Consider the following 22,161-nt stretch of genomic DNA (forward strand, 5'->3'; position numbering starts at 1 on the left):
TTCCTCCTAGCAACATCGTATTCCATCTAATGGAGACTTCTCCATTCCCATTCGCAAGTGCCAATCATGAAATTTTTCAATTATATAAGGATAAAGCTCAAGTGTATAGTAAAATGCTGGATTAGGAAGTCCTAGCGTTTCAGATAGACAAAGAAATAAAAACAAATCATCTTCATCTCTCAGTTCTCTTGCTATTTCCGTTCTGTGTTGAACAGAGAGAATATCATCATATAGCTGAAGTATTTTCTTAATGGAGGAAAGTCCTATCATATGTACTCACCTACTCTTATTAGTCAAATATTTTACTCTGATAATCTATAACCTAACTAGGGAACCTCATAAAAGGTTCCCCTATCAACATACGAATCCTAAATCATTTTATGATCTTTTTTCGTTAACTCTTTCAAAGCTGTTAACACAATCCAAATCGCAAACACGAGAATAATACTACCGAAGATAAATAATAAAAGATTCATGTCAGTCGAACCTAATCCCGACCACTCAAACACAACCTGCTGAATCATTGCCCATATCGTCATAAACAGGATAAACACCATCGGGATAAAGGACACCAGATAGTTTCGACCAAGTCGTTTTAACCAGATGGAAATAAGCAGCAAGCTGATTCCTGCTAAAAGCTGATTGGATGTGCCAAATAACGGCCATAGTAGATAACCACCTGAACCAAATCCGTTAGGGCCTTTTGGTAATAAAACTAAAGCTGCACTTGCAACTACAGCAATTGATGTTGCTACATGTGGTTTTGTTAAAGTGTCCAATTTATACTCTGTTCCAAGTTCAGCGATAATGTACCTCATTAAACGAACAGAAGAATCTAGAGTTGTCGCTGCAAAGCTAACAACAATAACAGAAATAATGGTAGCCGCAATATTAGCTGGTATACCGATTCCAGTTGCCAGCTGAGCTCCGCCTGCAATAAAATTGCCAAGTCCTCCACCATTTGCTGCTGCAAATGAACTGTAGGCTTCTTTAAATTCTCCTGCACTTGAAAATACTGTTACACAGGCAATAATTGAAATTAAAGCTAAAAACCCTTCACCGACAGCTCCTAAGTAGCCAACAAATCGTGCATCTGTTTCTTTATTCAACTGTTTGGATGAAGTTCCAGAGGAAACAAGTCCGTGAAAACCTGAAATTGCCCCACATGCAATCGTTATAAATAAAAGTGGAAACCAAGACTTATCAGCAGCATCTGGATTCGTGATAGGTGCTGTAATTTCCGGATTTAAGAATAATAACCCTGCGTACATAATGACTAAACCAACAACTAATTGATGAGAATTAATATAATCCCTTGGCTGTAGCAGTTTCCATACCGGCAGAGTCGAGGCAAAATAGCAATAAATCATTAAAATAATAATCCAAATAAAGAAAGCCATTGATACACCATTTAACCCGAAAGCAACACTAGCTTCAGCCCCGCCGAAATATTTTACTAGATCAATTTGTAAGGCAGGTATTTTACTTGTTAAAACTGCTGAACCATACATAACGGCTAAAGCGATAATTGATGGTAAAAGCATACTGCCTTTCTTTTTGTAAACAGCGTAGCCAATCCAGATCGCAAGCGGTATTTCGATAAAGACCGGAATAACGCTTGCTGGAAACTTAATAAAAAGATTTGAAATAACCCAGGCAAAAACGGCATTTACCATGAGTACTAAAATGAGAATAATAAACAGGAATAATAACTTTGCTTTTTTCCCAATTAACTTGTTTGCTAGCGTACCGACTGATTGCCCTTTGTTACGGACAGATAATACTAGTGTTCCAAAATCATGAACACCTGCAGCAAAAACAGTTCCTAACAGCACCCAAAGCAGTGCAGGAAGCCAGCCCCAATAAACCGCAATAGCAGGACCTACAATTGGCGCTGCCCCTGCAACAGAAGTAAAATGATGTCCCCATAAAACAGATTTCTTCGTTGGAACAAAATCGACTCCATCCTGAAATTCATGTGCAGGTGTAACATAGTTAGGATCAAGGCGATAAATTTTTTCTGCAACAAACTTAGAATAATAGCGATAACCTAACCAGAATACAACTGTCCCAATAACAGCTAACCAAACAGCATGCATTTCTTTCCCCTCCCACTTTTAATAATGGAAAAAATCACTTCAAGGAAAGTATATGTAAGCGTTACCAATTAAGTATCAACATTTTGAAATTTTTAAAAACGGGACAGAGGGACAGGTTCATCGTCCCGGACCTTTTTCTTATTATCTAATCTCTAAATTTATAAATAGATGTTGTGTATGTTTTTATTATCTGCATTGCCAGATACAGTTGAAATTTATTAGAAGAATAATAACTAATGTATCTTTCTCGCATTTGTTTTGTCTAAATTTAGGTCAGGTCTGATCAAGGAATATTTCTCCCTATCACAGCATTATATGTCCTCAAAAAAAATCCCGTTATAGAAAAAACAGGATTTTACTAACTCTTATTGTGAGCTCTCAGAAAGTTCTTTTTCATTTCGGGGTATGCTTTTACTTTTATAAGAAGTACAAATAGGATAAATGGAAAGCACATTATCAGCCCCAATAACACTATTGGTCCATAGATAAAAGCTCCTACAATCATGACAAATGAATATATAATAGGAATTAAATAGACAAGTAAAAACAGTATGTTCGTTATAAGTAATGCTAGGTATTTAGACTTCTCTGTTTTTGTAGCAGCTATGTTCCCCATTTTTTTACACTCTTTTATTTCCTCAATTGTTTTTCCAATAATGCTAATAAAGAAATTTAACTTCATAGAATTTCCCCTTTATCAAATCGCACCATAAAAATTGTGTATTTTTATAAATACTATCTAGAAAATATATGTTAGTTTTATTAAAGCAGAATAGAACTTTTAGGTGTATATTAAACCCCAATATATGTAGATTAATTTAGTTGGTTTATGTATAAAAATTTTGAAAGAAGCTATGCTAAATCAATGACCTTTCAAGGTTTTAGAAATTAATAATACCTTAGAATAATTGAACTAACACAACCTTTTTTGTCAAATACAGATTCTACATTCCCCCAAGAACAACGATAAGATTCTTTTCCTAAAACAGTTAACAACCACCGGTTATGACTTTTTTTCTTTGCAAACTCTTCATTGTCTGTCCAATTATTCAAGATAGTCCATTTATTACTTCTGATAAATGTACCTCTTTAAGCTTTTCATTATTAAAGAATAATGTTAGTGAAAAGCTTTTCCCATTTATTTCTTCTGTATCTTTTAAAAAGTATTTATTATCAACCATTCCTCCCTTGTACAATGAAGTACTCATAAAAGTTACAGGAGTCATCTCTGAGTTTAAAACTATATTTTCATTATCTAATATGATGGCACCGGTTAATTTATCAATCATTCTTTATCTCCCTATTAGTACTTAAAATTTGTAAGAGGTTGAGAGTGGAATAGTTTCAGTGTTTCTTGTATACTTATTTGATTTAGGTTATTAACAAAGTGAATTTTCAATGTTTATTTTTACTAAATAATCATTAAATTAATCATCTGATTCCTGGAGCGCTTGCTTAGCTAAAGGCAACAGTTCATCCAGTTCAGACTTTGAAATAATTCCTAGTTTTCTGGAACTTTTAATAGTAATTCTGAGATTTTTGTACAAAAGCCTTATTTATTTCTTGTCTCTTCCTCCACATCTGAAGGCCACTGACCTGTTTCAGCGTAAATCATTACTTCATAAGCGTCTTGATCTGATTTAAACGCTTTTTCCATATTGCATTTAGAAATAGAATAAAAAACTGGCTCATTATATGGTTCCTGTACCCAAAAGATTTGATATTTTCCATCTTTCTCAATAATTGTAAAGCTATCTCCACGATGTATTGTTTCCATTCTTTCTACCTCCATTGGTTATATATATCTGTTTATATTTAAGACAATAGAAATAAATTTCCAATCCTTTCATTTCGTCTAAGAGATTTTAAAGTCCATCAGAAAATTTTTCAAATATCTCTTTAATACTATTTAATGATGTTGCAATCTTAATCTTTTTTTGAACATTGAATCACATGTTCATACTTCAACTACTTTTTGAAAGAATATATAAAACCCATGCTGATTTATATTTATCTATAAATACATCTACTTTGTTTTCTTTATCTCTAACAAGTTCTAAAAGCTCATAATGTTATGATTAGTATTTATTAATATACCTGTTTCTTAATTATAGTATTTAGGATTATCAAATACATCCTTATAGTTTAAATACAACTCATCATTTGGAGGATACTTCCAACCAGATATTTTAACCTTATCCTTTCAGAAATTACTTGTTTAACATTACCCGCAACTTATGTTGTAATCTTATAAGCTAAAAATGAAAAAAGTCAGTCATTTAACCATCCTATTAAACTACTTCTTTTTCTTGCACTATCGGCAATTATAGGCTGTTTTATGCTTCATCATGCAATAAACATCACAAGTCTTCTAATTATGCAAATTATGCCATTTTGCGATACTCTTTCTGGTTCAGTTTCCATAGAGCTAAAACGGTTCTCCATGACGGACCTACCTTCAAGAGCTATGAATTTCATAAAACATTGTTCAATGTCGTTCAAAGTTTAAATTACTTACTAAAAAACACCTGTTGCCTAAAAGACAATCAAGTGCTTTATAGTTAGCTATATAAAGTAATTCATTACTATTCCTATCTTCAAACCCAAAATTCAGTTTAATACATTTTAAATTCATTGGTTAAACTTAAATACTCTTACTTCCTTAAAAACTTTTGAACTTTCTACCACAAGAGATCTCTTATATCATTTCATAATATTAAGTTACATTCGAAGTTAGTTATCCCAGCTTCTTATATAACTCATATAAATCTAATAATTGAACTCCAAGTTCGCTATTAAAATCCCAAGTATCGGTAATAACCCTTGGATATGATGGGATATGACTTTTAGATTCAATCATTATTTCTATATCTTTATAGAAACTTTCAAGTTGACTTATTGTCCCATCTTTACCTTGCCCTAATTTGTGAGCTTTAATTTCACACTCTAACTTTATTTTTACTTTTTCAGCTTCCTTGATAAAGTTTAAGGTTTTATTAAGTCGTCTAGGTTCGTTATATACCATTGTTCTACTTCTCCAATATATTGATTACCCATTTGAAACTGCGGGCCAGCTTTTCCTTTAATTATAATTGTGTGTGGTTTAACTTGACATTGTTGAATACCTGTCATTCTGTTCCAATCTGGTGGAAGAGCTAAATTACTTCTATTCACTTGTGGCGAAAATGTTTCAAATAAATATCTCCCTTTTGCACTAGCATTAATGTCATCATAAAATCTTAAACCATAAGTATTTGTACCAGCAACATCGAGCTTAATTGTACCTATTTCAAACGATTCTAATGTAGTCTTTCTGAATTGACGTGGTACTCCTTGTGATTTTAAATAATCAGATGCTTGTTTTACACCGTTATATGGGTCATTAAGTTTAACCGTACCCTCTACACCCTCTTCATTCCCCTTTCGCTTTCCTTCAATAGAACCATTAATATTAGGTCTATTTCTCAGCAAAATTGAAGATGCTCCTCCGACACCTAATGTTATCACGCTTAAACTATTCAACCAGTGCTCCTTTGAAAGGAGATCCTCAGGATTGAATGTACCATTGATTATATCTGCAGAACCAAAAGTTAAATAGTTTAAAAAGTCATAGAAAGAGTCTGTAGAGTTATTGTAACGAAGTTTTGCCCCTTCCCAAGTGACTTTCACTCCATCTAGACCACCCAGTGTAAGATAATTAGCAAAGTCATATGGAGAATCAAACATTTTATCGGCTCTAGTTTCGAGACCGTACCAGACATCTTGACCTATCTCTTTAAAACTATTCAAAGATTTATCAAAAAAATTTAATTCTTCATTTTCCTTTTTTTCTACTTTCTCGGGCGAAACTTTTAATAAACCATACCTCATATATAGTAGCATTGTGTAATTCAATCGTTCATTTTTGCTCAGCTGTGATCCCGTTAAAGGATCAAATCCATAGATTGTACGAAGTAAATCATTATAACCAGAGAATTCAGCCATATTAAACTTAGCATTATTCCAATTTCCTATTGTCTACTAACTAGATCGTTTAATTTTGTGATTACTTAAAGAGTTTTCAAGTCTTTGGCATCATACATCTGTTTTGGTTTCTTTCTCAAATAAATACAAAAGGTGGTCGTTAGATATTCTACGACTACCACATTAAGTTGTCTTATTTAATAAATATCTCTATATCATCATCGCTAAATTTCCTTTTTAATACCCCACTTTCTATATATGTCTTTTCTACCAATTTTAGTAAGTGAAAAGAATATGTCAGTCTGTACATTACAAAAACACCTCTTTCGTTATTTAAGGGCTTTGTAGAAAATTTAATTTTATTTTTTTGATCTATATAACTTACTACAATCTGACCATTAAGCATCTCAGCAAATACTGATTGTGGCGTCATTTTATCAAAACAATAACATTCCTTCATAATGCCTAAAGTATCAAAATATTTTTTGGTTTCTTCGAAAGTTCGTATATTTCTTATAGAATTATTTGGAGTATGAATTTTATTTATATAGAACTTTCTTAAAGTCTTTAGAAAAAAATATTTAACCGCTTCCTCTTTGTAATGAAATCTTTTCATTTCTTTTTTATCGGGAGATGGCCTATTTTCAAAGTTCATCTCGGAGTAATACCATTCACCATTGTTACTCTCTATTTGATTATAATTTTCATAGTATCCTGCTTTTTCTCTTATATATGAATCACTAACAATAAGTTTTATACCTAACTCATTACAAATTTTAAATAATTGTTCTCTATCCAAAGGTATCTCTCCTTCATTACTCGATTATTTTCTCTCTGACTTGAGTGGAGATACGTATATACTAAACAACTTTCAATTCCCCATCCTCCCGTTACATAATTTGAGTAACGCTTTTTAATGAATAGCGAGTATTATAAGACCATATCTAGCAAAAATACAATACAAAACTTTAAGCCAAGGTAGCACAAGTGAACACTTTTACATTATCCAGTGTTTATCGCAACGAGCTTTAAGTTCAAGTATTTTCTAAGCTTTCATGTTTTGGTTTGAAAGTTTCATTGGATTGTAAAAACTATAGCTCCCTTAATATTTTATAAGCTCTTAATCTATCAATAAAATCATCTAATGCTTCTTCCTCGTCCGCATAGGTATCTTGTGAATTTGTAATCTTGCTAGCCCTTTCATCTGTTACATAAACAATCCATTTATCATTCTCATGCCTTAAAACAACTTCATTTTCTCTATTATCCCTTACTTCATTTATATTATAATCTTGTAATTTCTCCTCATGTATAATTCTTATTGCCTCTTTTATATTCATGGTTTATCCTCCTATTTAATTTCCTTAAGCAAACCTAATCTTTCTAATTATTCAACCGTATGACTAAACTCATAATGAACGGCTCCTCCTTCTTCCCAACCTTCAACAGCTGCCGCATTTCCTTTATATGATACAAGCCTGCTATGCTCCTTGGCTTCCATACAAAGGTAAACTTTTCTCTTGTAATTTCCTTAGTTTACTTTGTAACTCGTATACTTGCTTGTGTAATTTATCAAAGCTTTGATATCCATCGGGCTTTCTATTCAAATAGGTCGGGTTTTGATTGGAAATCCGCAAAAATCGAAGATAAAAAACAGGTCAATCTTAGTAGAATGTGACCATAATTGACCTGTTTAATTTAACGTGTTTGCTTTGCCTAGTATATAAGATTCAATCAATGTTGTGGGTACAAATTGAATTATCAAAATCCTTATCTGGTATTACATGTTTAAAGTGTTTTATTGGTTGGATAATTAGTTCATTCAGCACTGTGTAACCTACTTTTCAAGTAAATATATCTTTAAGCATAGCCTCGGCCTTATCCATTTCACCAAGCACTGGATTCATATAATCACTGTACGATTCCAAATATGCCCTTACTAAACCACTGATCCTGAACATGTCTTTCCTTAGATCTTCAATATTACCGCTCTCCAAGATATCATTAGCATGTTGATAACGTGAAATAATCATTTCGAGCATGGGTGTAGGTTGTGTACTATACTTCTCCTTTAAAAGAGCTAGTACCTTTCTTAACTGTATAAGTAATCTATCCTGCTTTTCATCTTTTGACATTCCCTTCTCCTTCCTTATCTGCATGGGACTTCCCTAATTTCTTTTATCCATTCATATGTGTTATTTTATGCCATGATGGTAGTACCACTTGTTCCATAATAGTTACGTTGTTATCAATTGCTGTAGCATATTTAGGGTTAATCTCCGGTACACCTTTACCTGTACCCTTATTTGACTATGAAAGCAGCATTAGTGTATGAAGTATTTATATGTTATTACATGCTGGAAGCATCGGATTAAGGAGTGATTATTCCTATAAATAAAATAAGCTCTTCAGAGAGCATTGTTCTCCAAAGAGCTTTTTTTCAAATAGCTACAATAAGTCACTTCATTTGGCGGAATAAGGAATGTTCCCTTCATTTACCCAAACACCAACAGATACGAACTTCATTACTAGTTGAACAATTTATCCATTATTTATCCTGCTCATAATAATTTATTATTATTCCAATATCCCCACTTCTTGGATCATAATATGATAATACCTCACCCCAACTATAATTATATTCTATATTTGCTTGGTTGATTTCAGTTGGATGACCCAATTGATTTATTAACCATTCATCATGACTTTTCCTTTTTATTTCTACTTTATCAGCTGACCAGTTTTCATAAGAATTCTTTAATTTTGGGTCAGCATTTTTTAACTCGATTGATGAGATGTAGCTCTTTTTAAATACAGTCCTTATCCAAAATGATAGTTCATTTATGATTTGTGGATTTTTGAAATTATACCTTTCAATATCTCCATTGGCATAAGTATTTACTTCAGATGAAAATATGTTCATAAAACTACCATTATTCATTCCATGATATATTTTTTTATTATTAATTATTATTTCCCCTGTATTTAATCCCATCATTCTCCTCCTATTGCTATTTTAATCCTTCTAGGACATCCATCATATTATTATAATCGCTTAAATTCATCTTATAATTATTCAATTCTATTACCTCAGATTCAATTTTCATTATTTTCCCCGTCTTTACCAATTCATTAAAATCAGGAATGAACATTTGTGGTAATCCACCATCACCAAATTGTGGATTAGCCTTAGTTATTCCATAGGCTACATTTGTATCTTCTGTTATTTCATAAGCCATCATTTTACTTCTATACTCAGCAGCATCCATTCCATCTTCCCAATATGGTTTTACTTGTAATCCTTCAAATAATTTTCTTGAATCACCATTTACTCTTTCAACTGCATTTTTAGTCGTTGCATATTCTGTTGGATATGGTTCACCTACATATATTACTTTCCCCTTTTTTAGTGTAATGTTTCGATACTTGTCTACCCCCACATACGGGAAATTTCCTTGCCAACTTTGAGCTATTTCAGACGGATCAGCTTTACCCGTACCCTAAACACCATTTTCATTCCCCTTTCGCTTCCCTTCAATAGAACCATTAATATTCGGTCTATTTTTCAGCAAAACTGAAGATGCTCCTCCGACACCTAATGTTATCACGCTTAAACTATTCAACCAGTGCTCCTTTGAAAGGAGATCCTCAGGATTGAATGTACCATTGATTATATCTGCAGAACCAAAAGTTAAATAGTTTAAAAAATCATAGAAAGAGTCAGTAGATTTATTGTAACGAAGTTTTGCCCCTTCCCAAGTGACTTTCGCTCCATTTAGCCCACCCAGTGTAAGATAGTTAGTAAAGTCATATGGAGAATCAAACATTTTATCGGCTCTAGTTTTGAGACCGTTCCAGACATCTTGACCTATCTCTTTAAAACTATTCAAAGATTTATCAAAAAAATTTAATTCTTCATTTTCCTTTTTTCTACTTTCTCGGGCGAAACTTTTAATAAACCATACCTCATATATAGTAGCATTGTGTAATTCAATCGTTCATCTTTACTCAGCTGTGATCCCGTTACAGGATCAAATCCATATATTGCACGAAGTAAATCATTATAACCAGAGAATTCAGCCACATTAAACGCAGCATCATTCCCAATTGTCTTTTCTATACTAACTGGATCGTTTAATTTAGTGATTACCTAATGAAATTTAAAGCCTTTGGCATCATGCATCTGTTTTGGTAAAGATTACTTGATATCATGCATGGATAACAAAAGATAGTTGTATCCTGTTTTTAACCATTAATTCATTCGTCACTAGGTCTATAAATAAGAACCCTGAAAAGCGACAGCTAATCAGGGTTAAATAATAGTTATATAACTGAATTTCTACTAATATGTCTTTTCTTCAAACAAGTCTTCTAAGGCTTCTGTTCCTTCTCTCTCAACAAATAATAACTCTTTTGTAGAAATTCGTACTACAAGTAACCATGTAACTTTCTTACCTATAAAGTCTAGGGAAATATGCTTTTTCTATAAAAAGGTGAAGTAAATAATACATGTTCCATTTCACTATCTGAATAGTACATTCTTACTGCCCCTTTAATATTTCACCATGTGTGATAGGAGAACTGATTGCCACCTTCTCTATTCCTAAGTTTAAGATTATAACATAGGGTAAAGTTAATCTTGATAAAACTAATAAAAAACCTTTGCGAGTAGAAATTGACGGGGCCAGTGCAACCATGTTTGAACTCTTTTCGTATGTAATATCTACATTTGCTTTTAATATTACAAATACAAAGTTGCATTATCACCATTATATTAGCTTGCCTGAGGCATGAGACCTGTCAGGCGCTTCATCATGCTGTAGGCGGTCTTCCATCCACATTGGTTTCATTTTAAAAATTAACAGTGTTTCGTATATTAACTATTCCCAGATAAATAGTTATGTCTACTTAGGAGTAATTCATAAAAATAATCAAATGCTTGATTCTCGTGTAAAAACTCTTTAATTACATAATGTCCTCCTCTCTCCTTTGTTTTATAAATTTTCCAAACACCATTGTCAAATGCACACCCCATAACAAGTGGTTCATCCGTAATATTATCAATCACTACTATATACTCACCTAAATTAAATTTTCTCGATTCATATATCGTTAGGAACTCTTGCTTTGTCACATTACAGCCTCCTTAGTATTTGGTTATTATTCCAATCTTCTCTAACATTTCCGCGTTGAGTGGAGTTACAATTTGCTCTGCTCCACCATTCATAAGAAGCTCACCAGTAGAACTGTTATACCATGGTGCCGCCGTTCCCTTTAAACCGTAAGTAGCATCAACATTTCCAACTACATTTTTTGCATTGTTTTGAAAGTCTTTGTAGTGTGCCATAAAGTCATCAAAATCAACTGATGAAATAGGATTCTTTCCATTAGCAGCTACTATTTTATTCAACACGTCAAGATTTTCGTCCTTAATGGCGTCAATAGCATCAAAGTACGAATCATTATCAAAGGTTCCCACATGTCTAGCAGATGGGTTCTCTAAATAAGGAATTGCTCGTTGATCATAAGTATAGGGAACACCATTTTCAGGTAAGGTGGTGAAATTTTCACCAGTCTTGCCTCCAATCCTATCCCATTTTATCGGTAAAGGGTTATTATTGCTTATGGATTGAATGAAATCCTTATTAAATCCCATATCTTTAGGCCAGTCTACAATCATCCTGCCATTTGCTCCAAAACCTTCGGGCTTTAAAAACTTGGCATCCGAGATAACCGTAACATCACCCTTTACTTCTAAAGCATTGTAGCCAGCTAGTATCTTGGAAAGCTTCTGTTCAATTGATAAATCTGAACGCTTACCAATTTGGTTTATGTAATCAAAATATTCTCCTGCATTTTTAAATTTAAGATTATCCGCACCCTCTACACCATCTTCATTCCCCTTTCGCTTCCCTTCAATAGAACCATTAATATTCGGTCTATTTCTAAGCAAAATTGAAGATGCTCCTCCGACACCTAATGTTATCACGCTTAAACTATTCAACCAGTGCTCCTTTGAAAGGAGATCCTCAGGATTGAATGTACCATTGATTATATCTGCAGAACCAAAAGTTAAATAGTTTAAAAAGTCATAGAAAGAGTCTGTAGAGTTATTGTAACGAAGTTTTGCCCCTTCCCAAGTGACTTTCACTCCATCTAGACCACCCAGTGTAAGATAATTAGCAAAGTCATATGGAGAATCAAACATTTTATCGGCTCTAGTTTCGAGACCGTACCAGACATCTTGACCTATCTCTTTAAAACTATTCAAAGATTTATCAAAAAAATTTAATTCTTCATTTTCCTTTTTTTCTACTTTCTCGGGCGAAACTTTTAATAAACCATACCTCATATATAGTAGCATTGTGCAGTTCAATCGTTCATCTTTACTTAACTGTGATCCCGTTACAGGATCAAACCCATATATTGCACGAAGTAAATCATTATAACCAGAGAATTCAGCCACATTAAACTCAGCATTTTTCAAATTTCCTGCAAACAATGTATTGGTTTGAATTCCCTGTTCCTCAAGCTCTTTATTTTTCAGTCGTAAGTAGTTATCCGTATGAAACTTCGCTCCTGCTTGAAGCTGATAGATTTCACTAGTACGAAAAGCTTCTGCATCAAAGGAAATAGGTTGAATTTTCACTCCTGTTGATGTGGCATCTTTCAATGCCTGATACAATGATTGTGCATTGTCCTGTTCATACATACAATACATATACTCATTGAGTAATTCTTGATCGACTCTCTCAACAGCTTCTATCGTTTTTTGCCTTTTCACTCGTGAATCGTCCATGTATGCTTGAAAGTCTGAGGTGGAAAATACTTGTAAGGAAAGTATATCATTTATTTTTTGGAAAATGCTATTTAACTCACTTCGATGTTGATCGACCATATCTTCCGCATGTCTTTCACTTTTACTTACATCATCTTCTAAAAAGCTGTTATGTACAACTGTTTCTGCACCTAGCTTATCACTGATTAATTTATAGTTAACTCCATTAAAAAACGCAATCTGACAATCTATTAATTGAAACCAGGCATCTATGACCTCAGTGTGCGCTTTATAAAACCCTTTAATCGCTTCAGCACCTTTACCGGTAAATGAATCTAGTTCGACAAGTGCTTGAAACGTTTTCTGTAAGGATTCTAGCTGTGATCGTAGTTTTTCGTAATCATTCGATCTCTTTTCCATCGCATCGACCAAAGATTGTGAATCAAGTACCCTCAATTCGTCCACCTCATCTCTCTAAACTCTTTTCATCTTGATATGGCTTCGTCCTGATTTTTCATGGCCGTTACGTTAATTTTAGTATCTGCTACATTTTTTTCTAATTCCTTCATATAATCATCTATTAACCTAATAATATTTTGTTCTCTTTCCTTCCATTCTATTGTATAAGTAAGATAGTTTTCGCCTAGCAGAGAGACAGGTGCATCCTCAAGCTTTACATTTTCGATTGCTTTTTGAACCTCGTCTAACTTATCCATTACATCTGAATGAATTAGTTGAATTTTCATAAAAAGTCACCCTATCTTAATCTAATATTTAGTCTTCATTATTTTCTAGTGACCACAATAAGGCGTATAAACTTGCTATTTCAGCCTTTAATGAAGAAATTTTTTCACTTATTGAGCTTTGATAGGTGTCATATTGGGCGTTCCCAATCCATTGCATATTGTTATAGGCAAGTTCTCGTTTATCATCATATTCATCTGATCGTACACCTTTCCAACTAGGTGCTAACTCAGGCTCCTTTATCATTTTGATTTCTTGTAATAAAGATTGCTGTTCCCCTCCAATTTCAGCATTGGCTGTTTGGAGTCTAGAAATTTGTTCTTGTAATTCTTGAATTCTGGCACGTATTGCTCCTGCGTATAGCCCCATCCTATCGCTCCTCTCCATTCAAAAGTTATGAGTTTTCTATCCTATTATTTGCTTTACCATATGTAACAAACACAATTGTAAGCATGATTAGGCAAAGGATAATGAAACCAAGAATTAACAGAGATAAGGATAAAGAGGATTTAGAATCCTCTTCTGTTTTCACTACCTTTATTGACTGTGGTCCAGAGAATAGCTTTAGCTGCTTTGCTTGGTGAATAATTGTATTTGTGTTTTGATTTTCTTTCTTAAATAACTCTGAATTTATTTCATCAACGTTAAAGATCTTTTTTCGTTCAAACGTTAATACCTTTTGTTCTTCAGGTATTTGATGCTTTTCTTTCGTTAAAACACCTCCCTCGATAAGGTCTGTGTCTTTATTATCCGTTTCTCGTTCGTATTCATTCGGACTTAATTCCTCTATGCTTTCAATATTAGTACTCCCATTAACAGGAGAAGCAAGGGCTAACGAGAGGAAAATAATTAGCATAAAGGCTATCACCTTACATCGCTTCATTATAATCATCTGTTTCCGTTTGGATTGCCTTCAAGCTGCGACGTTCCAATAGAATTTGGACTGCTAGAAGGATTAGGAACATAACCGCTAATATACTTATTCCTGGTAAAAACAAGGAATCGCGACCATACTGGATAGATGTATATACTTTTGATATTGGGTCATTAAAAGTAAAGTTTGGCGTAGTTAGAGCCAGTAATGGAACAACATAGAATACAATCATTCCCATTACAGCTATCGCTCCAACTAAACGTTGAATTGTAAAGGACACCAAAATAATTCCCGAGCTAACGAGCATTAACATAACGGTAAAGATTGTCCATTCCATTCCTTTTGTCTCATCTAACCCATATATATTCATTCCATACAAACTAATCACAAAACCGACCGTTAAGTTTAATAATAAGAACAGTACAGCTTTTAACCAGTGCGGTAAAGAGTGAAAGAAATGAATCAAAAAGCCAATCATTAAACTTGCTAATAAAACGATAAACATCACAACTACAGGTGGAACGATTTTTTCTTGCTTTTCCACTGTCTCACCTGCTGTTAACTGAAGAGGACTTGCTAAAAATTCATACACATGGCCATTCTTTTGTCCATCCACAAAAGCATTCCCTAAGACGCTAAACACATCATCTCGGATAAGCTCAGTTGAAACGACATTTGCATTCCATTTATCATTTAAAAGATCTGCATTTGCTTGCACTTTATTGACTTGTTGTTGCAGATCATTTGTATAGTCAACGATAATATCCTGACTATTTTTAGCAGAGTTTATCCATTGATAAATAGATTGCATTTTCCCAGCCATTTGCACCTGATTGGAGACAAGATCACTACTAGTTTTACTAGTAGCTAATATAGGTGCTTCGGAGATACTTCCCTGTTCTGCTCGCTTTATTTGCTCCAAAATTGCTTCTGCTTCATCACCGATAGAGCTTAAATCGTTCATTAAATCTTCGTGATTTTCTTGAATCGCTCCATGATATTGAGCAGCAAAGACTGTGAATGCATCCTCTAAAGCTACTAACCCATCCTTTGTAGTAGGTAAATGATGCTCCATCTTTTCCCAGATATCAGTATTTGAGTCTGGTACCTTAAGAATCTCTTCAAGCTCACTTACTAATTCTTCATTCTCAAGAACTTCCTTTTTAATATCTTTATCCAGAGTATTACCAGTCAAGGTCGTCTCATATTGAGATAAGTATGCATAATAATGTAGTAAGTCAATAATATCTCCAGAAACAATTTCATTAGAGAACATTTCTGTCAATACTTCTTTTCTACGATCTGAAAGTAAAGATGAGCTCAAAATTTCTTGTTCTTTTTTATTAATTTCATCAATTATGATCAAAATATCATCCGTCACCTGAGCAATTTGAATTCTTAGCTGTTTATTTATCTCTAATAAATCGTCTTTATAGCGAGATAATTCGTTATATTTATCCGTCATTAACTGAAAGCGACTCAATAACTTATCGTTTGCCGCAGCCAAACTTTTTACCTCTTTTTTCAAAGCATCAGTTTCGGGTTTTTCGGCAATCTTTTTATTAAGGTTGTTAATTTGACTACTTAAATCATCCATTTCTGTTAATAGTTGATCCTGATCTTCATTTTCCACCATTTTAATGGATTTTTTCACTTCATCTATTCGACTAGAGACATTTGCTAATGATTTCTGACTTACAAGAATTTCATTTTGGTTTGTAGCATCATCGCCTGCTGTTGGAGATTGTGACTCAACATTTTCATTATCCATTCCTGTATCTGGTGAAGCTTCATTACCTACCTCATTTTCAGAATCAAGTGAACCTACAGTCCCTCCTTCATTTTCGGTCTCAGACTGATTTCCTGTCCCAGCATTGTCTTCGGACTCAGGCAAGTCTTTTTCTGCATCTTCATTATCTCCTGACTCCGGCGTACCTTCTGCCGCAACATTGCCTTCGGGACCTTTCGAATCTACTGCCCCATCATTGACTTCTGGATTCTCCGATTCTTCTTCCCCACCAATTTCTCCAGGATTCTCCGGTTCTTCATCATTTCCGCCTCCTCCCCCATAAGTAGGAGGTGGTGGAGTGTCTGGAATATCTGGAATGATTGGATCTCCTTCTAATCCCGCTAATTTCCATTTCAATTCAATTATTTTCGTTTGAAAATGATTTAAGGAAACAGTATTAATCAATTGCTTTTGATAGTGATCTAGAAGACTTGAGTGATAGTTTAGTAGTGATTGCTTTTGGTTATTGGTAAAGCTATTTTGTTGCTCCTGCATGGTTTGGAACAGCTGTTGTCCCTTTTCCATTTCTTGCTCTACTTCAGTCATTTGCCTTAAAAGTTGCAGCTGATTTTTGTTAAATAGTTGTTCTGTTTTTTGTAGGCGTGGTTGCTGCATTTGTGTTATCTTATTAATTTTCATCTTTGATTCTGTCTGTATTTGTGCTAATAGCTGCTGTTGTCCCTCTTGGTAGGCTTTATACTTCTCCACACCCTGAATAAAGTTAGATAAATTCTGCGTGAATCCATTTAGAATATCTTCTTGACCATCTGACTCTTGGTTTACCTCTTTAATCGAGCTTTGTAATCCAACAAGAAGAGATTGTTGACCATCTAGTTGCTCCGCCAAACTCTTAGAGCTTGGCTTGTAAAAAGCGTGCATCGTTTCTTGGAAATCTCGTTCTTTTTGTAAAATTTGGTCAAACTCCTTACGAACAGAATTTAGGTCGGTCGCGATAAAGTTCCAATAGAGCGAAGACAAATTTTTATTCACTCGTTTACTTGCTTGTTCAATCTCTAATAACGCTTTTTCCTGATTCACTGCATTCAATTGTGTTTGTAATTTATAATCAAAGTTTACCTTGCTTGGATTGTTCTCATCATAAGTCATGGCAGTTTGTGAAAAATCCGATGGAATGTAAACCACGGCATCATACTTTAAATTGCGTAGGCCATTTTCAGCCGAGCTCCGACTTACCACATTCCACTTATAATTAGAATCATTTTCAAGAATATTTGTAATCTTACTGCCTAACTCCAATTTCTCGCCATCTTCTTCCATTCCAATGTCCTCGTTGACGATAGCGATAACCTGCGTGGCATTTTCTTTGATCTTAAAAGGCTCTTTCCCAATTGCCTGAAAAAAGACAAATGGAGACACAATAATGAAAATCGTTATAATAATTAGCTTCCATAAGCCACTCTTCATTACGTATGCACCTTCCTTTCAGTTAACATAAGAGGAATTTGAATCTTCGTATCCTTTCCATTTGAAACATAATACCCAAAGCCTGGTTGAATTTCTGTTTCCTTTCGTACATAAGGGAGGTTAAATAAGGTTTGGTCTGTTTTTTTCATTAAAACAATACCTTGTTGGATCTGCTTCACTTCAGCTGTTAATGGTTCAAATCCTCGAGATAAATCGTTATTAGAACCAGCAACAACAATATGGAAGCCTAAGTGTCCAAAGCTTGTCATATATCGAACGAGTTGATCCTGTGTCTTTTTATCAATGGTTTGTAAAAATCTTGCATAACCATCAATAAACAGATAAATTGACTCATACTGAACAGTGTTAATACCTTGCTCCAGCATAAGCTGTTGCTCTCTGGCTCTTTCATGTAAGATATCATCGAGGGAATCTAACCAGTTTTTAATAGAATCATTAGTAGTTAAATAGACAACTTGCTCCTTATCTCTGTAATCAATTAAACCTTGGTCAATTGAATCAAATATAGCTAATTGTTGGACACCTTGATCTATGGTGTTATGGAGCAGTACCTTTACTATATTTGTTTTTCCTTTTTGAGATTGCCCAACAATAACACAATGCTTATGCTGCTTAAAATCAACACATACAGGTTGAACAGTCTCTTCGTTTAAGCCGATTGGAGTCACACCTGTTTGTGAATTTTTCAAATAAGTTACAAACTGTTTGTAATTTAATTCTGTTGGTAGCATTGGAATTCCAACAGGTTCATCCAAGTCACTGTATTTGTCTTGTAAATGCTGTACCTCTTCTTTCAATAGTCGCAATTGCTCATAATCATCCTTTCCTTCATTGGACAAATAAACTTGTGAAAGATAAGTTTCATCCTTTTTAATAAGGACCCGTCCAGGGATTGGTTCAGGAATGAACGGTACCCGCCCAACTATCGAAAATGCTTCGTTATGATCAATTAAATAGTGAACAATTTTCGTTCTTAATGTATTTAATAATGATTGTCTAATTGAATTTAGTCTTGTTGCAGATAAAATGATATAAATTCCTAACGATTGTCCGTCTCTGGCAATTTGTTGCACCGTTGTTTCAAAATCAAGCATTTCTTCTTTTACAACATCAAAATTATCAATTGTGATAAATAATAGTGGAAGCTTTTTTTCCGACAAATGGTTGTACATTTTTATCGAGCTGACCTCTAATTCCTGAAACAGCACCTTTCGATTAGCCATTTCCTCGCGTAATCTACCAACCAATTTTTCTAATTTTCGATCTTCATCCATGATGAAATATTCTGCTGTATGCGGTAATTGTTTTAACGGCAGCAAGCCTCCATTTCCAAAATCTAAAAGGAAATAGTGTATTTCCTCTGGAGAGTATTCGTGAGCCATTCCCATTAAAAGTGTTATTAGTGTTTGCGTTTTTCCATAACCGGAAGAACCGATTAATCCGATGTTTCCATCCTCAATTAATTCATAATAATAAGGTGATTGAATTTGCTTATCTGGTTCATCCGTCATAGCCACTAATACACGTGGTGATTTTTCCTTAGCATGATGATTTGAATACTTATATAAACGATTTGCTAAAGGCTCTAACCATGGACTTCTTAGCTTCTTAATTCCAAGCTTCTTTTGCGTGCTCTCGATTTTATCCACAATTAGTTCAATTTCTGTCTTCACTGTATTTATTACATTCTGTTCAGTTGCAAGATCAGATAATGGGATAAGTCCCAGGTCAGTTACTATCGCCACCTCGTCCTCACTTATCGTTGTATCTTCTTGATAAGGTGCTCCACTCCATGCTGATTGAAAAAGTTCATATACCTCGTTGTTCCCAACCTGCAAGTACCCTCTACCAGTTATGGTTATACCAGCTGCATCTCCATTTTTCAGAATCTCTCGACTGTCCTCAACATTTTGAACTTTTAGCGCTACTCTAAATCTAGCATTACTTAAAATCTGATCATTGATCACCCCACCTGGTTTTTGCGTTGCTAAGATAAGGTGAACACCGAGACTTCTTCCAATACGAGCTGCACTGACTAGCTCCTGGATAAACTCAGGTTCCTCACTTTTCAATTCAGCAAACTCATCTGAAATGATAAATAGATGGGGAAGCGGATCAGTTGTCTTCCCTTCTTTGTACATTCGTGTGTATTGATTTATATGTGTAACCTGATATTCATCAAATAAACGCTGTCTGCGTTTTAATTCACTTTTTATCGAGGCAAGTGCGCGCATGCTAAAGTTTTTACTTCCCTCGATATTCGTAATTGTCCCTAACAAATGAGGAATCCCTTTAAATGGTTGAGCCATTCCTCCTCCTTTATAGTCAATTAACAGAAATGACACCTCATGCGGATGAAAATGTACGGCTAGTGATAATATGTAGGTTTGCAAAAATTCACTTTTCCCTGATCCAGTTGTTCCTGCAAGCAAACCATGAGGACCGTGAGCCTTTTCGTGCAAGTTTAAATCAACAAGGTCATTTTTCCCTTTTAAACCAACGGGAACAGCCAATGATTTTGCAGACTCCATCGTCAACCAGTTTTGTGAGATTGGAAGATCCTCTATATCCTTCACCTGAAGCATTTCCAAAAATGACACAGAATCAGGTATTGAGTTAGTCATCCCAACCTGGTGATCGAGAGTTCGTAGCATTCTTGCAAAAGCTTCATTATTTTTTTGTGTATGTTCATCTAAGCGAAAACTAATCTGCACTGCTTTTTTCTGCTGAATTAATATATCGCCTTCTTCGTCATTGATATAACGGACAAGTGTATGAATATTGTCCGAGAAGCTTTCCTTTACCTCGGCAACGAATACTACTGAAATTCCTAAGTGACTATACTCTCCCTCTAAATATTGCATAATCACATGCTCAGAAATTAATTGCTGGTCTGTAATAAAAAAGATTAAATGAGGCAAAAATTTCAACTTTTCCTTATCTTCTGCAAGGTCACGTTCTCTAATCATTTCGTAAATAAAGGTGAGTAGTTGATCCCTAGTTCTTTCGTTATAAATAAACCCTTTTGCAAATGATTGCGGAAATTGAAAGTGTGGAAGCCATTTCATCCATTCCCATTCACCATACTCATCTTCATTAAAGATGAAAATAAAACGAACATCATGGTAGCTATGCTGAAAAGCCAATTGTCCAATTAGTTGATGTAGCTCTTTTTTGAGTACAGACCTTTTACCAATTAACCCGATTGCTCCTTCTGAAAGATTGACTGTAATCGGAAGATTCTTTAAGGAACGATAGGTACTCTCTAACTTTTGTGACTCTTCTAATAAATCATCTATTTCACGCTTTGACATATCTGTATTATTATTAGTCATGCTAAAACTCGCAGGAACTGTCCCTCTACCAAGTCGAAATTGTAAAAAATCATCACTCTCAATTGTTCTCTCCCAAATTCGATCAGAAATATGAGAAGTAAGATATTTCATTCGTTCAAAGCTGGGAAAGTGAAATTCTAAAACCTTCTGCTGCTTTAGGGCTAATTGCTCTAACTCTTCCCGCTTTGTTACAAGGTATTGCTTGTAAATTCTTCTACGACGCTGTTCATTTTGTTTATGGCGTTTTCTATCTTTAATGTATTGTGCGGTTGACGTTAGTAAAGTTGTTAGGAACATGACAATCGAAACAACGATAAAAATTCCTCTTGGAACAAAAATTGTTATGAATGTCATCGCAATGAGCATTGTTAACGGAGGAAGGATAATAAGCCACAAGCCACGACGGCTGTCTTCTACTTCCTGTGAGGGGAAAGCCAACTGCACTTTATCATCAGGAAGATCATAAATCATTCGAGGTGTCCGTCGATAAATAGGATAACGCTTTTGCATTTCTGATTGAGGCATTTCTATAATAGGCAAGCTACACTCGAATTTCTCAAGGTACTTTACCTGTATCGTATCCTCAGCGATTAAAGTAATTTGCATGAAATCCCAAAGAATAGTATCTCCCTTTTTAATAACAGAGCGTTCCTTTTGCTGATGACCATTCACATATAATCTAGTTTTCAATCCTTTTATCTTCCACTCAGTATGTTGTTTATATAGGGTAAATTCTTCATTATCAGAAAGGGAATTTATCCCCTTCACTAAATCACCAGTTTGTGGAGCAATCGTAAACAGACACTCACCTTTATGACCAATATAAAATGTTCTCTCAAAAGCAAATTCCTTCGTTATCATCATTTTTAATGAATGGTCCCCTAGGGAAACCTGTTGTTCTTGATTAAGATTAATATTAATCTCTAATTCATTATCTATCTTTATACGAGCAGCATTTTCCTCTACCAATACTAAAATAGTGTCCTCTACCTCTTTTACACTAGATATTGTCAGCGTATCAGTAAGACTAGTACCAATCGTAATCGGTTCTTTTCTTCCTTGCTCTACTAAAATAGATTGATAGGTGTTCTGATAAAATATCCAAAGTCGAATCAAGCTATTCACCTCTATTG

At 34.4% G+C, this 22,161-nt stretch carries 21 protein-coding genes; all 21 read right to left on the reverse strand.

Going from position 1 to position 22,161, the window contains the following annotated elements; translation table 11 throughout:
• Positions 1 to 6: 6 nt before the first annotated feature.
• Positions 7 to 270: a cory-CC-star protein gene (locus D9842_RS09490; RefSeq protein ID WP_098799565.1), complete on the reverse strand. Its 264-nt coding sequence runs from the start codon at positions 268 to 270 to the stop codon at positions 7 to 9.
• A gap of 98 nt (positions 271 to 368) precedes the next feature.
• Positions 369 to 2,099: a carbon starvation CstA family protein gene (locus D9842_RS09495; protein WP_121662316.1), complete on the reverse strand. Its 1,731-nt coding sequence runs from the start codon at positions 2,097 to 2,099 to the stop codon at positions 369 to 371.
• Positions 2,100 to 2,457: 358 nt separating this feature from the next.
• Positions 2,458 to 2,781 (reverse strand): hypothetical protein, encoded by a 324-nt coding sequence (locus D9842_RS09500; protein ID WP_121662317.1) that lies wholly within the window; start codon positions 2,779 to 2,781, stop codon positions 2,458 to 2,460.
• Positions 2,782 to 3,148: 367 nt separating this feature from the next.
• Entirely contained in the window at positions 3,149 to 3,388 is a 240-nt protein-coding gene (locus D9842_RS09505) for a hypothetical protein (RefSeq protein ID WP_121662318.1), read from the reverse strand.
• A 263-nt stretch (positions 3,389 to 3,651) separates the two neighbouring features.
• Positions 3,652 to 3,876 carry a hypothetical protein gene (locus D9842_RS26315; RefSeq protein WP_232273353.1) on the reverse strand — a complete coding sequence of 75 codons (225 nt, stop codon included), beginning with the start codon at positions 3,874 to 3,876 and terminating at the stop codon, positions 3,652 to 3,654.
• Positions 3,877 to 4,836: 960 nt separating this feature from the next.
• Entirely contained in the window at positions 4,837 to 5,124 is a 288-nt protein-coding gene (locus D9842_RS09515) for a hypothetical protein (protein WP_121662319.1), read from the reverse strand.
• On the reverse strand, positions 5,085 to 6,083 hold the full coding sequence (locus D9842_RS26115) for a pre-toxin TG domain-containing protein (RefSeq protein ID WP_218975607.1): 999 nt from the start codon (positions 6,081 to 6,083) through the stop codon (positions 5,085 to 5,087). Before D9842_RS26115 ends, D9842_RS09515 begins: the two co-directional genes overlap by 40 nt.
• Positions 6,084 to 6,255: 172 nt before the next feature.
• Positions 6,256 to 6,861, reverse strand: a complete 606-nt coding sequence (locus tag D9842_RS09525) for a hypothetical protein (RefSeq protein ID WP_121662320.1) — start codon at positions 6,859 to 6,861, stop codon at positions 6,256 to 6,258.
• 292 nt (positions 6,862 to 7,153) lie between these two features.
• Positions 7,154 to 7,402 (reverse strand): Imm59 family immunity protein, encoded by a 249-nt coding sequence (locus tag D9842_RS09530; RefSeq protein WP_121662321.1) that lies wholly within the window; start codon positions 7,400 to 7,402, stop codon positions 7,154 to 7,156.
• A gap of 504 nt (positions 7,403 to 7,906) precedes the next feature.
• Positions 7,907 to 8,197, reverse strand: a complete 291-nt coding sequence (locus D9842_RS09535) for a hypothetical protein (protein WP_121662322.1) — start codon at positions 8,195 to 8,197, stop codon at positions 7,907 to 7,909.
• A gap of 413 nt (positions 8,198 to 8,610) precedes the next feature.
• A complete protein-coding gene (locus D9842_RS09540) occupies positions 8,611 to 9,057 on the reverse strand; it encodes a hypothetical protein (protein WP_121662323.1) in 447 nt (148 codons plus the stop codon).
• Between the two features lie 16 nt (positions 9,058 to 9,073).
• A complete protein-coding gene (locus tag D9842_RS09545; RefSeq protein ID WP_180320423.1) occupies positions 9,074 to 9,502 on the reverse strand; it encodes a hypothetical protein in 429 nt (142 codons plus the stop codon).
• 60 nt (positions 9,503 to 9,562) lie between these two features.
• The gene (locus tag D9842_RS09550; RefSeq protein WP_121662324.1) at positions 9,563 to 9,889 is read right to left on the reverse strand and encodes a hypothetical protein; all 327 of its coding nucleotides are present in this window, start codon (positions 9,887 to 9,889) and stop codon (positions 9,563 to 9,565) included.
• 80 nt (positions 9,890 to 9,969) lie between these two features.
• Positions 9,970 to 10,146, reverse strand: coding sequence for a pre-toxin TG domain-containing protein (locus D9842_RS09555; RefSeq protein ID WP_162987384.1), 177 nt, complete (start codon positions 10,144 to 10,146; stop codon positions 9,970 to 9,972).
• A gap of 792 nt (positions 10,147 to 10,938) precedes the next feature.
• The gene (locus D9842_RS09565; protein WP_121662326.1) at positions 10,939 to 11,196 is read right to left on the reverse strand and encodes a hypothetical protein; all 258 of its coding nucleotides are present in this window, start codon (positions 11,194 to 11,196) and stop codon (positions 10,939 to 10,941) included.
• A gap of 12 nt (positions 11,197 to 11,208) precedes the next feature.
• Positions 11,209 to 13,296 carry a T7SS effector LXG polymorphic toxin gene (locus D9842_RS09570; RefSeq protein WP_121662327.1) on the reverse strand — a complete coding sequence of 696 codons (2,088 nt, stop codon included), beginning with the start codon at positions 13,294 to 13,296 and terminating at the stop codon, positions 11,209 to 11,211.
• A gap of 29 nt (positions 13,297 to 13,325) precedes the next feature.
• Complete coding sequence (locus tag D9842_RS09575; RefSeq protein WP_121662328.1) at positions 13,326 to 13,586, reverse strand: DUF5344 family protein; 261 nt, start codon at positions 13,584 to 13,586, stop codon at positions 13,326 to 13,328.
• Positions 13,587 to 13,614: 28 nt separating this feature from the next.
• Positions 13,615 to 13,953: a YwqH-like family protein gene (locus tag D9842_RS09580; RefSeq protein WP_162987385.1), complete on the reverse strand. Its 339-nt coding sequence runs from the start codon at positions 13,951 to 13,953 to the stop codon at positions 13,615 to 13,617.
• Between the two features lie 25 nt (positions 13,954 to 13,978).
• Positions 13,979 to 14,440: a type VII secretion protein EssA gene (gene essA / locus D9842_RS09585; protein ID WP_162987386.1), complete on the reverse strand. Its 462-nt coding sequence runs from the start codon at positions 14,438 to 14,440 to the stop codon at positions 13,979 to 13,981.
• 13 nt (positions 14,441 to 14,453) lie between these two features.
• Entirely contained in the window at positions 14,454 to 17,672 is a 3,219-nt protein-coding gene (esaA, locus tag D9842_RS09590) for a type VII secretion protein EsaA (RefSeq protein ID WP_121662331.1), read from the reverse strand.
• Positions 17,672 to 22,144, reverse strand: coding sequence for a type VII secretion protein EssC (gene essC, locus D9842_RS09595; protein WP_121662332.1), 4,473 nt, complete (start codon positions 22,142 to 22,144; stop codon positions 17,672 to 17,674). Before essC ends, esaA begins: the two co-directional genes overlap by 1 nt.
• Between the last annotated feature and the right edge of the window lie 17 nt (positions 22,145 to 22,161).

The organism is Metabacillus litoralis (genome assembly GCF_003667825.1).
GTDB classification, from domain to species: Bacteria; Bacillota; Bacilli; order Bacillales; family Bacillaceae; genus Metabacillus; species Metabacillus litoralis_B.

What these genes read in the sequence shown, in the direction of transcription:
- D9842_RS09535 (WP_121662322.1), bottom strand. Translation starts at nt 8,197, where the DNA reads ATGTCAAAAGATGAAAAGCAGGATAGATTACTTATACAGTTAAGAAAG.
- esaA (WP_121662331.1), bottom strand. Translation starts at nt 17,672, where the DNA reads ATGAAGAGTGGCTTATGGAAGCTAATTATTATAACGATTTTCATTATT.
- D9842_RS09540 (WP_121662323.1), bottom strand. Translation starts at nt 9,057, where the DNA reads ATGGGATTAAATACAGGGGAAATAATAATTAATAATAAAAAAATATAT.
- D9842_RS26315 (WP_232273353.1), bottom strand. Translation starts at nt 3,876, where the DNA reads ATGGAAACAATACATCGTGGAGATAGCTTTACAATTATTGAGAAAGAT.
- D9842_RS09495 (WP_121662316.1), bottom strand. Translation starts at nt 2,099, where the DNA reads ATGCATGCTGTTTGGTTAGCTGTTATTGGGACAGTTGTATTCTGGTTA.
- D9842_RS09515 (WP_121662319.1), bottom strand. Translation starts at nt 5,124, where the DNA reads ATGGTATATAACGAACCTAGACGACTTAATAAAACCTTAAACTTTATC.
- D9842_RS09500 (WP_121662317.1), bottom strand. Translation starts at nt 2,781, where the DNA reads ATGAAGTTAAATTTCTTTATTAGCATTATTGGAAAAACAATTGAGGAA.
- D9842_RS26115 (WP_218975607.1), bottom strand. Translation starts at nt 6,083, where the DNA reads ATGGCTGAATTCTCTGGTTATAATGATTTACTTCGTACAATCTATGGA.
- essA (WP_162987386.1), bottom strand. Translation starts at nt 14,440, where the DNA reads ATGCTAATTATTTTCCTCTCGTTAGCCCTTGCTTCTCCTGTTAATGGG.
- D9842_RS09505 (WP_121662318.1), bottom strand. Translation starts at nt 3,388, where the DNA reads ATGATTGATAAATTAACCGGTGCCATCATATTAGATAATGAAAATATA.
- D9842_RS09550 (WP_121662324.1), bottom strand. Translation starts at nt 9,889, where the DNA reads ATGTTTGATTCTCCATATGACTTTACTAACTATCTTACACTGGGTGGG.
- D9842_RS09580 (WP_162987385.1), bottom strand. Translation starts at nt 13,953, where the DNA reads ATGGGGCTATACGCAGGAGCAATACGTGCCAGAATTCAAGAATTACAA.
- D9842_RS09530 (WP_121662321.1), bottom strand. Translation starts at nt 7,402, where the DNA reads ATGAATATAAAAGAGGCAATAAGAATTATACATGAGGAGAAATTACAA.
- D9842_RS09490 (WP_098799565.1), bottom strand. Translation starts at nt 270, where the DNA reads ATGATAGGACTTTCCTCCATTAAGAAAATACTTCAGCTATATGATGAT.
- D9842_RS09575 (WP_121662328.1), bottom strand. Translation starts at nt 13,586, where the DNA reads ATGAAAATTCAACTAATTCATTCAGATGTAATGGATAAGTTAGACGAG.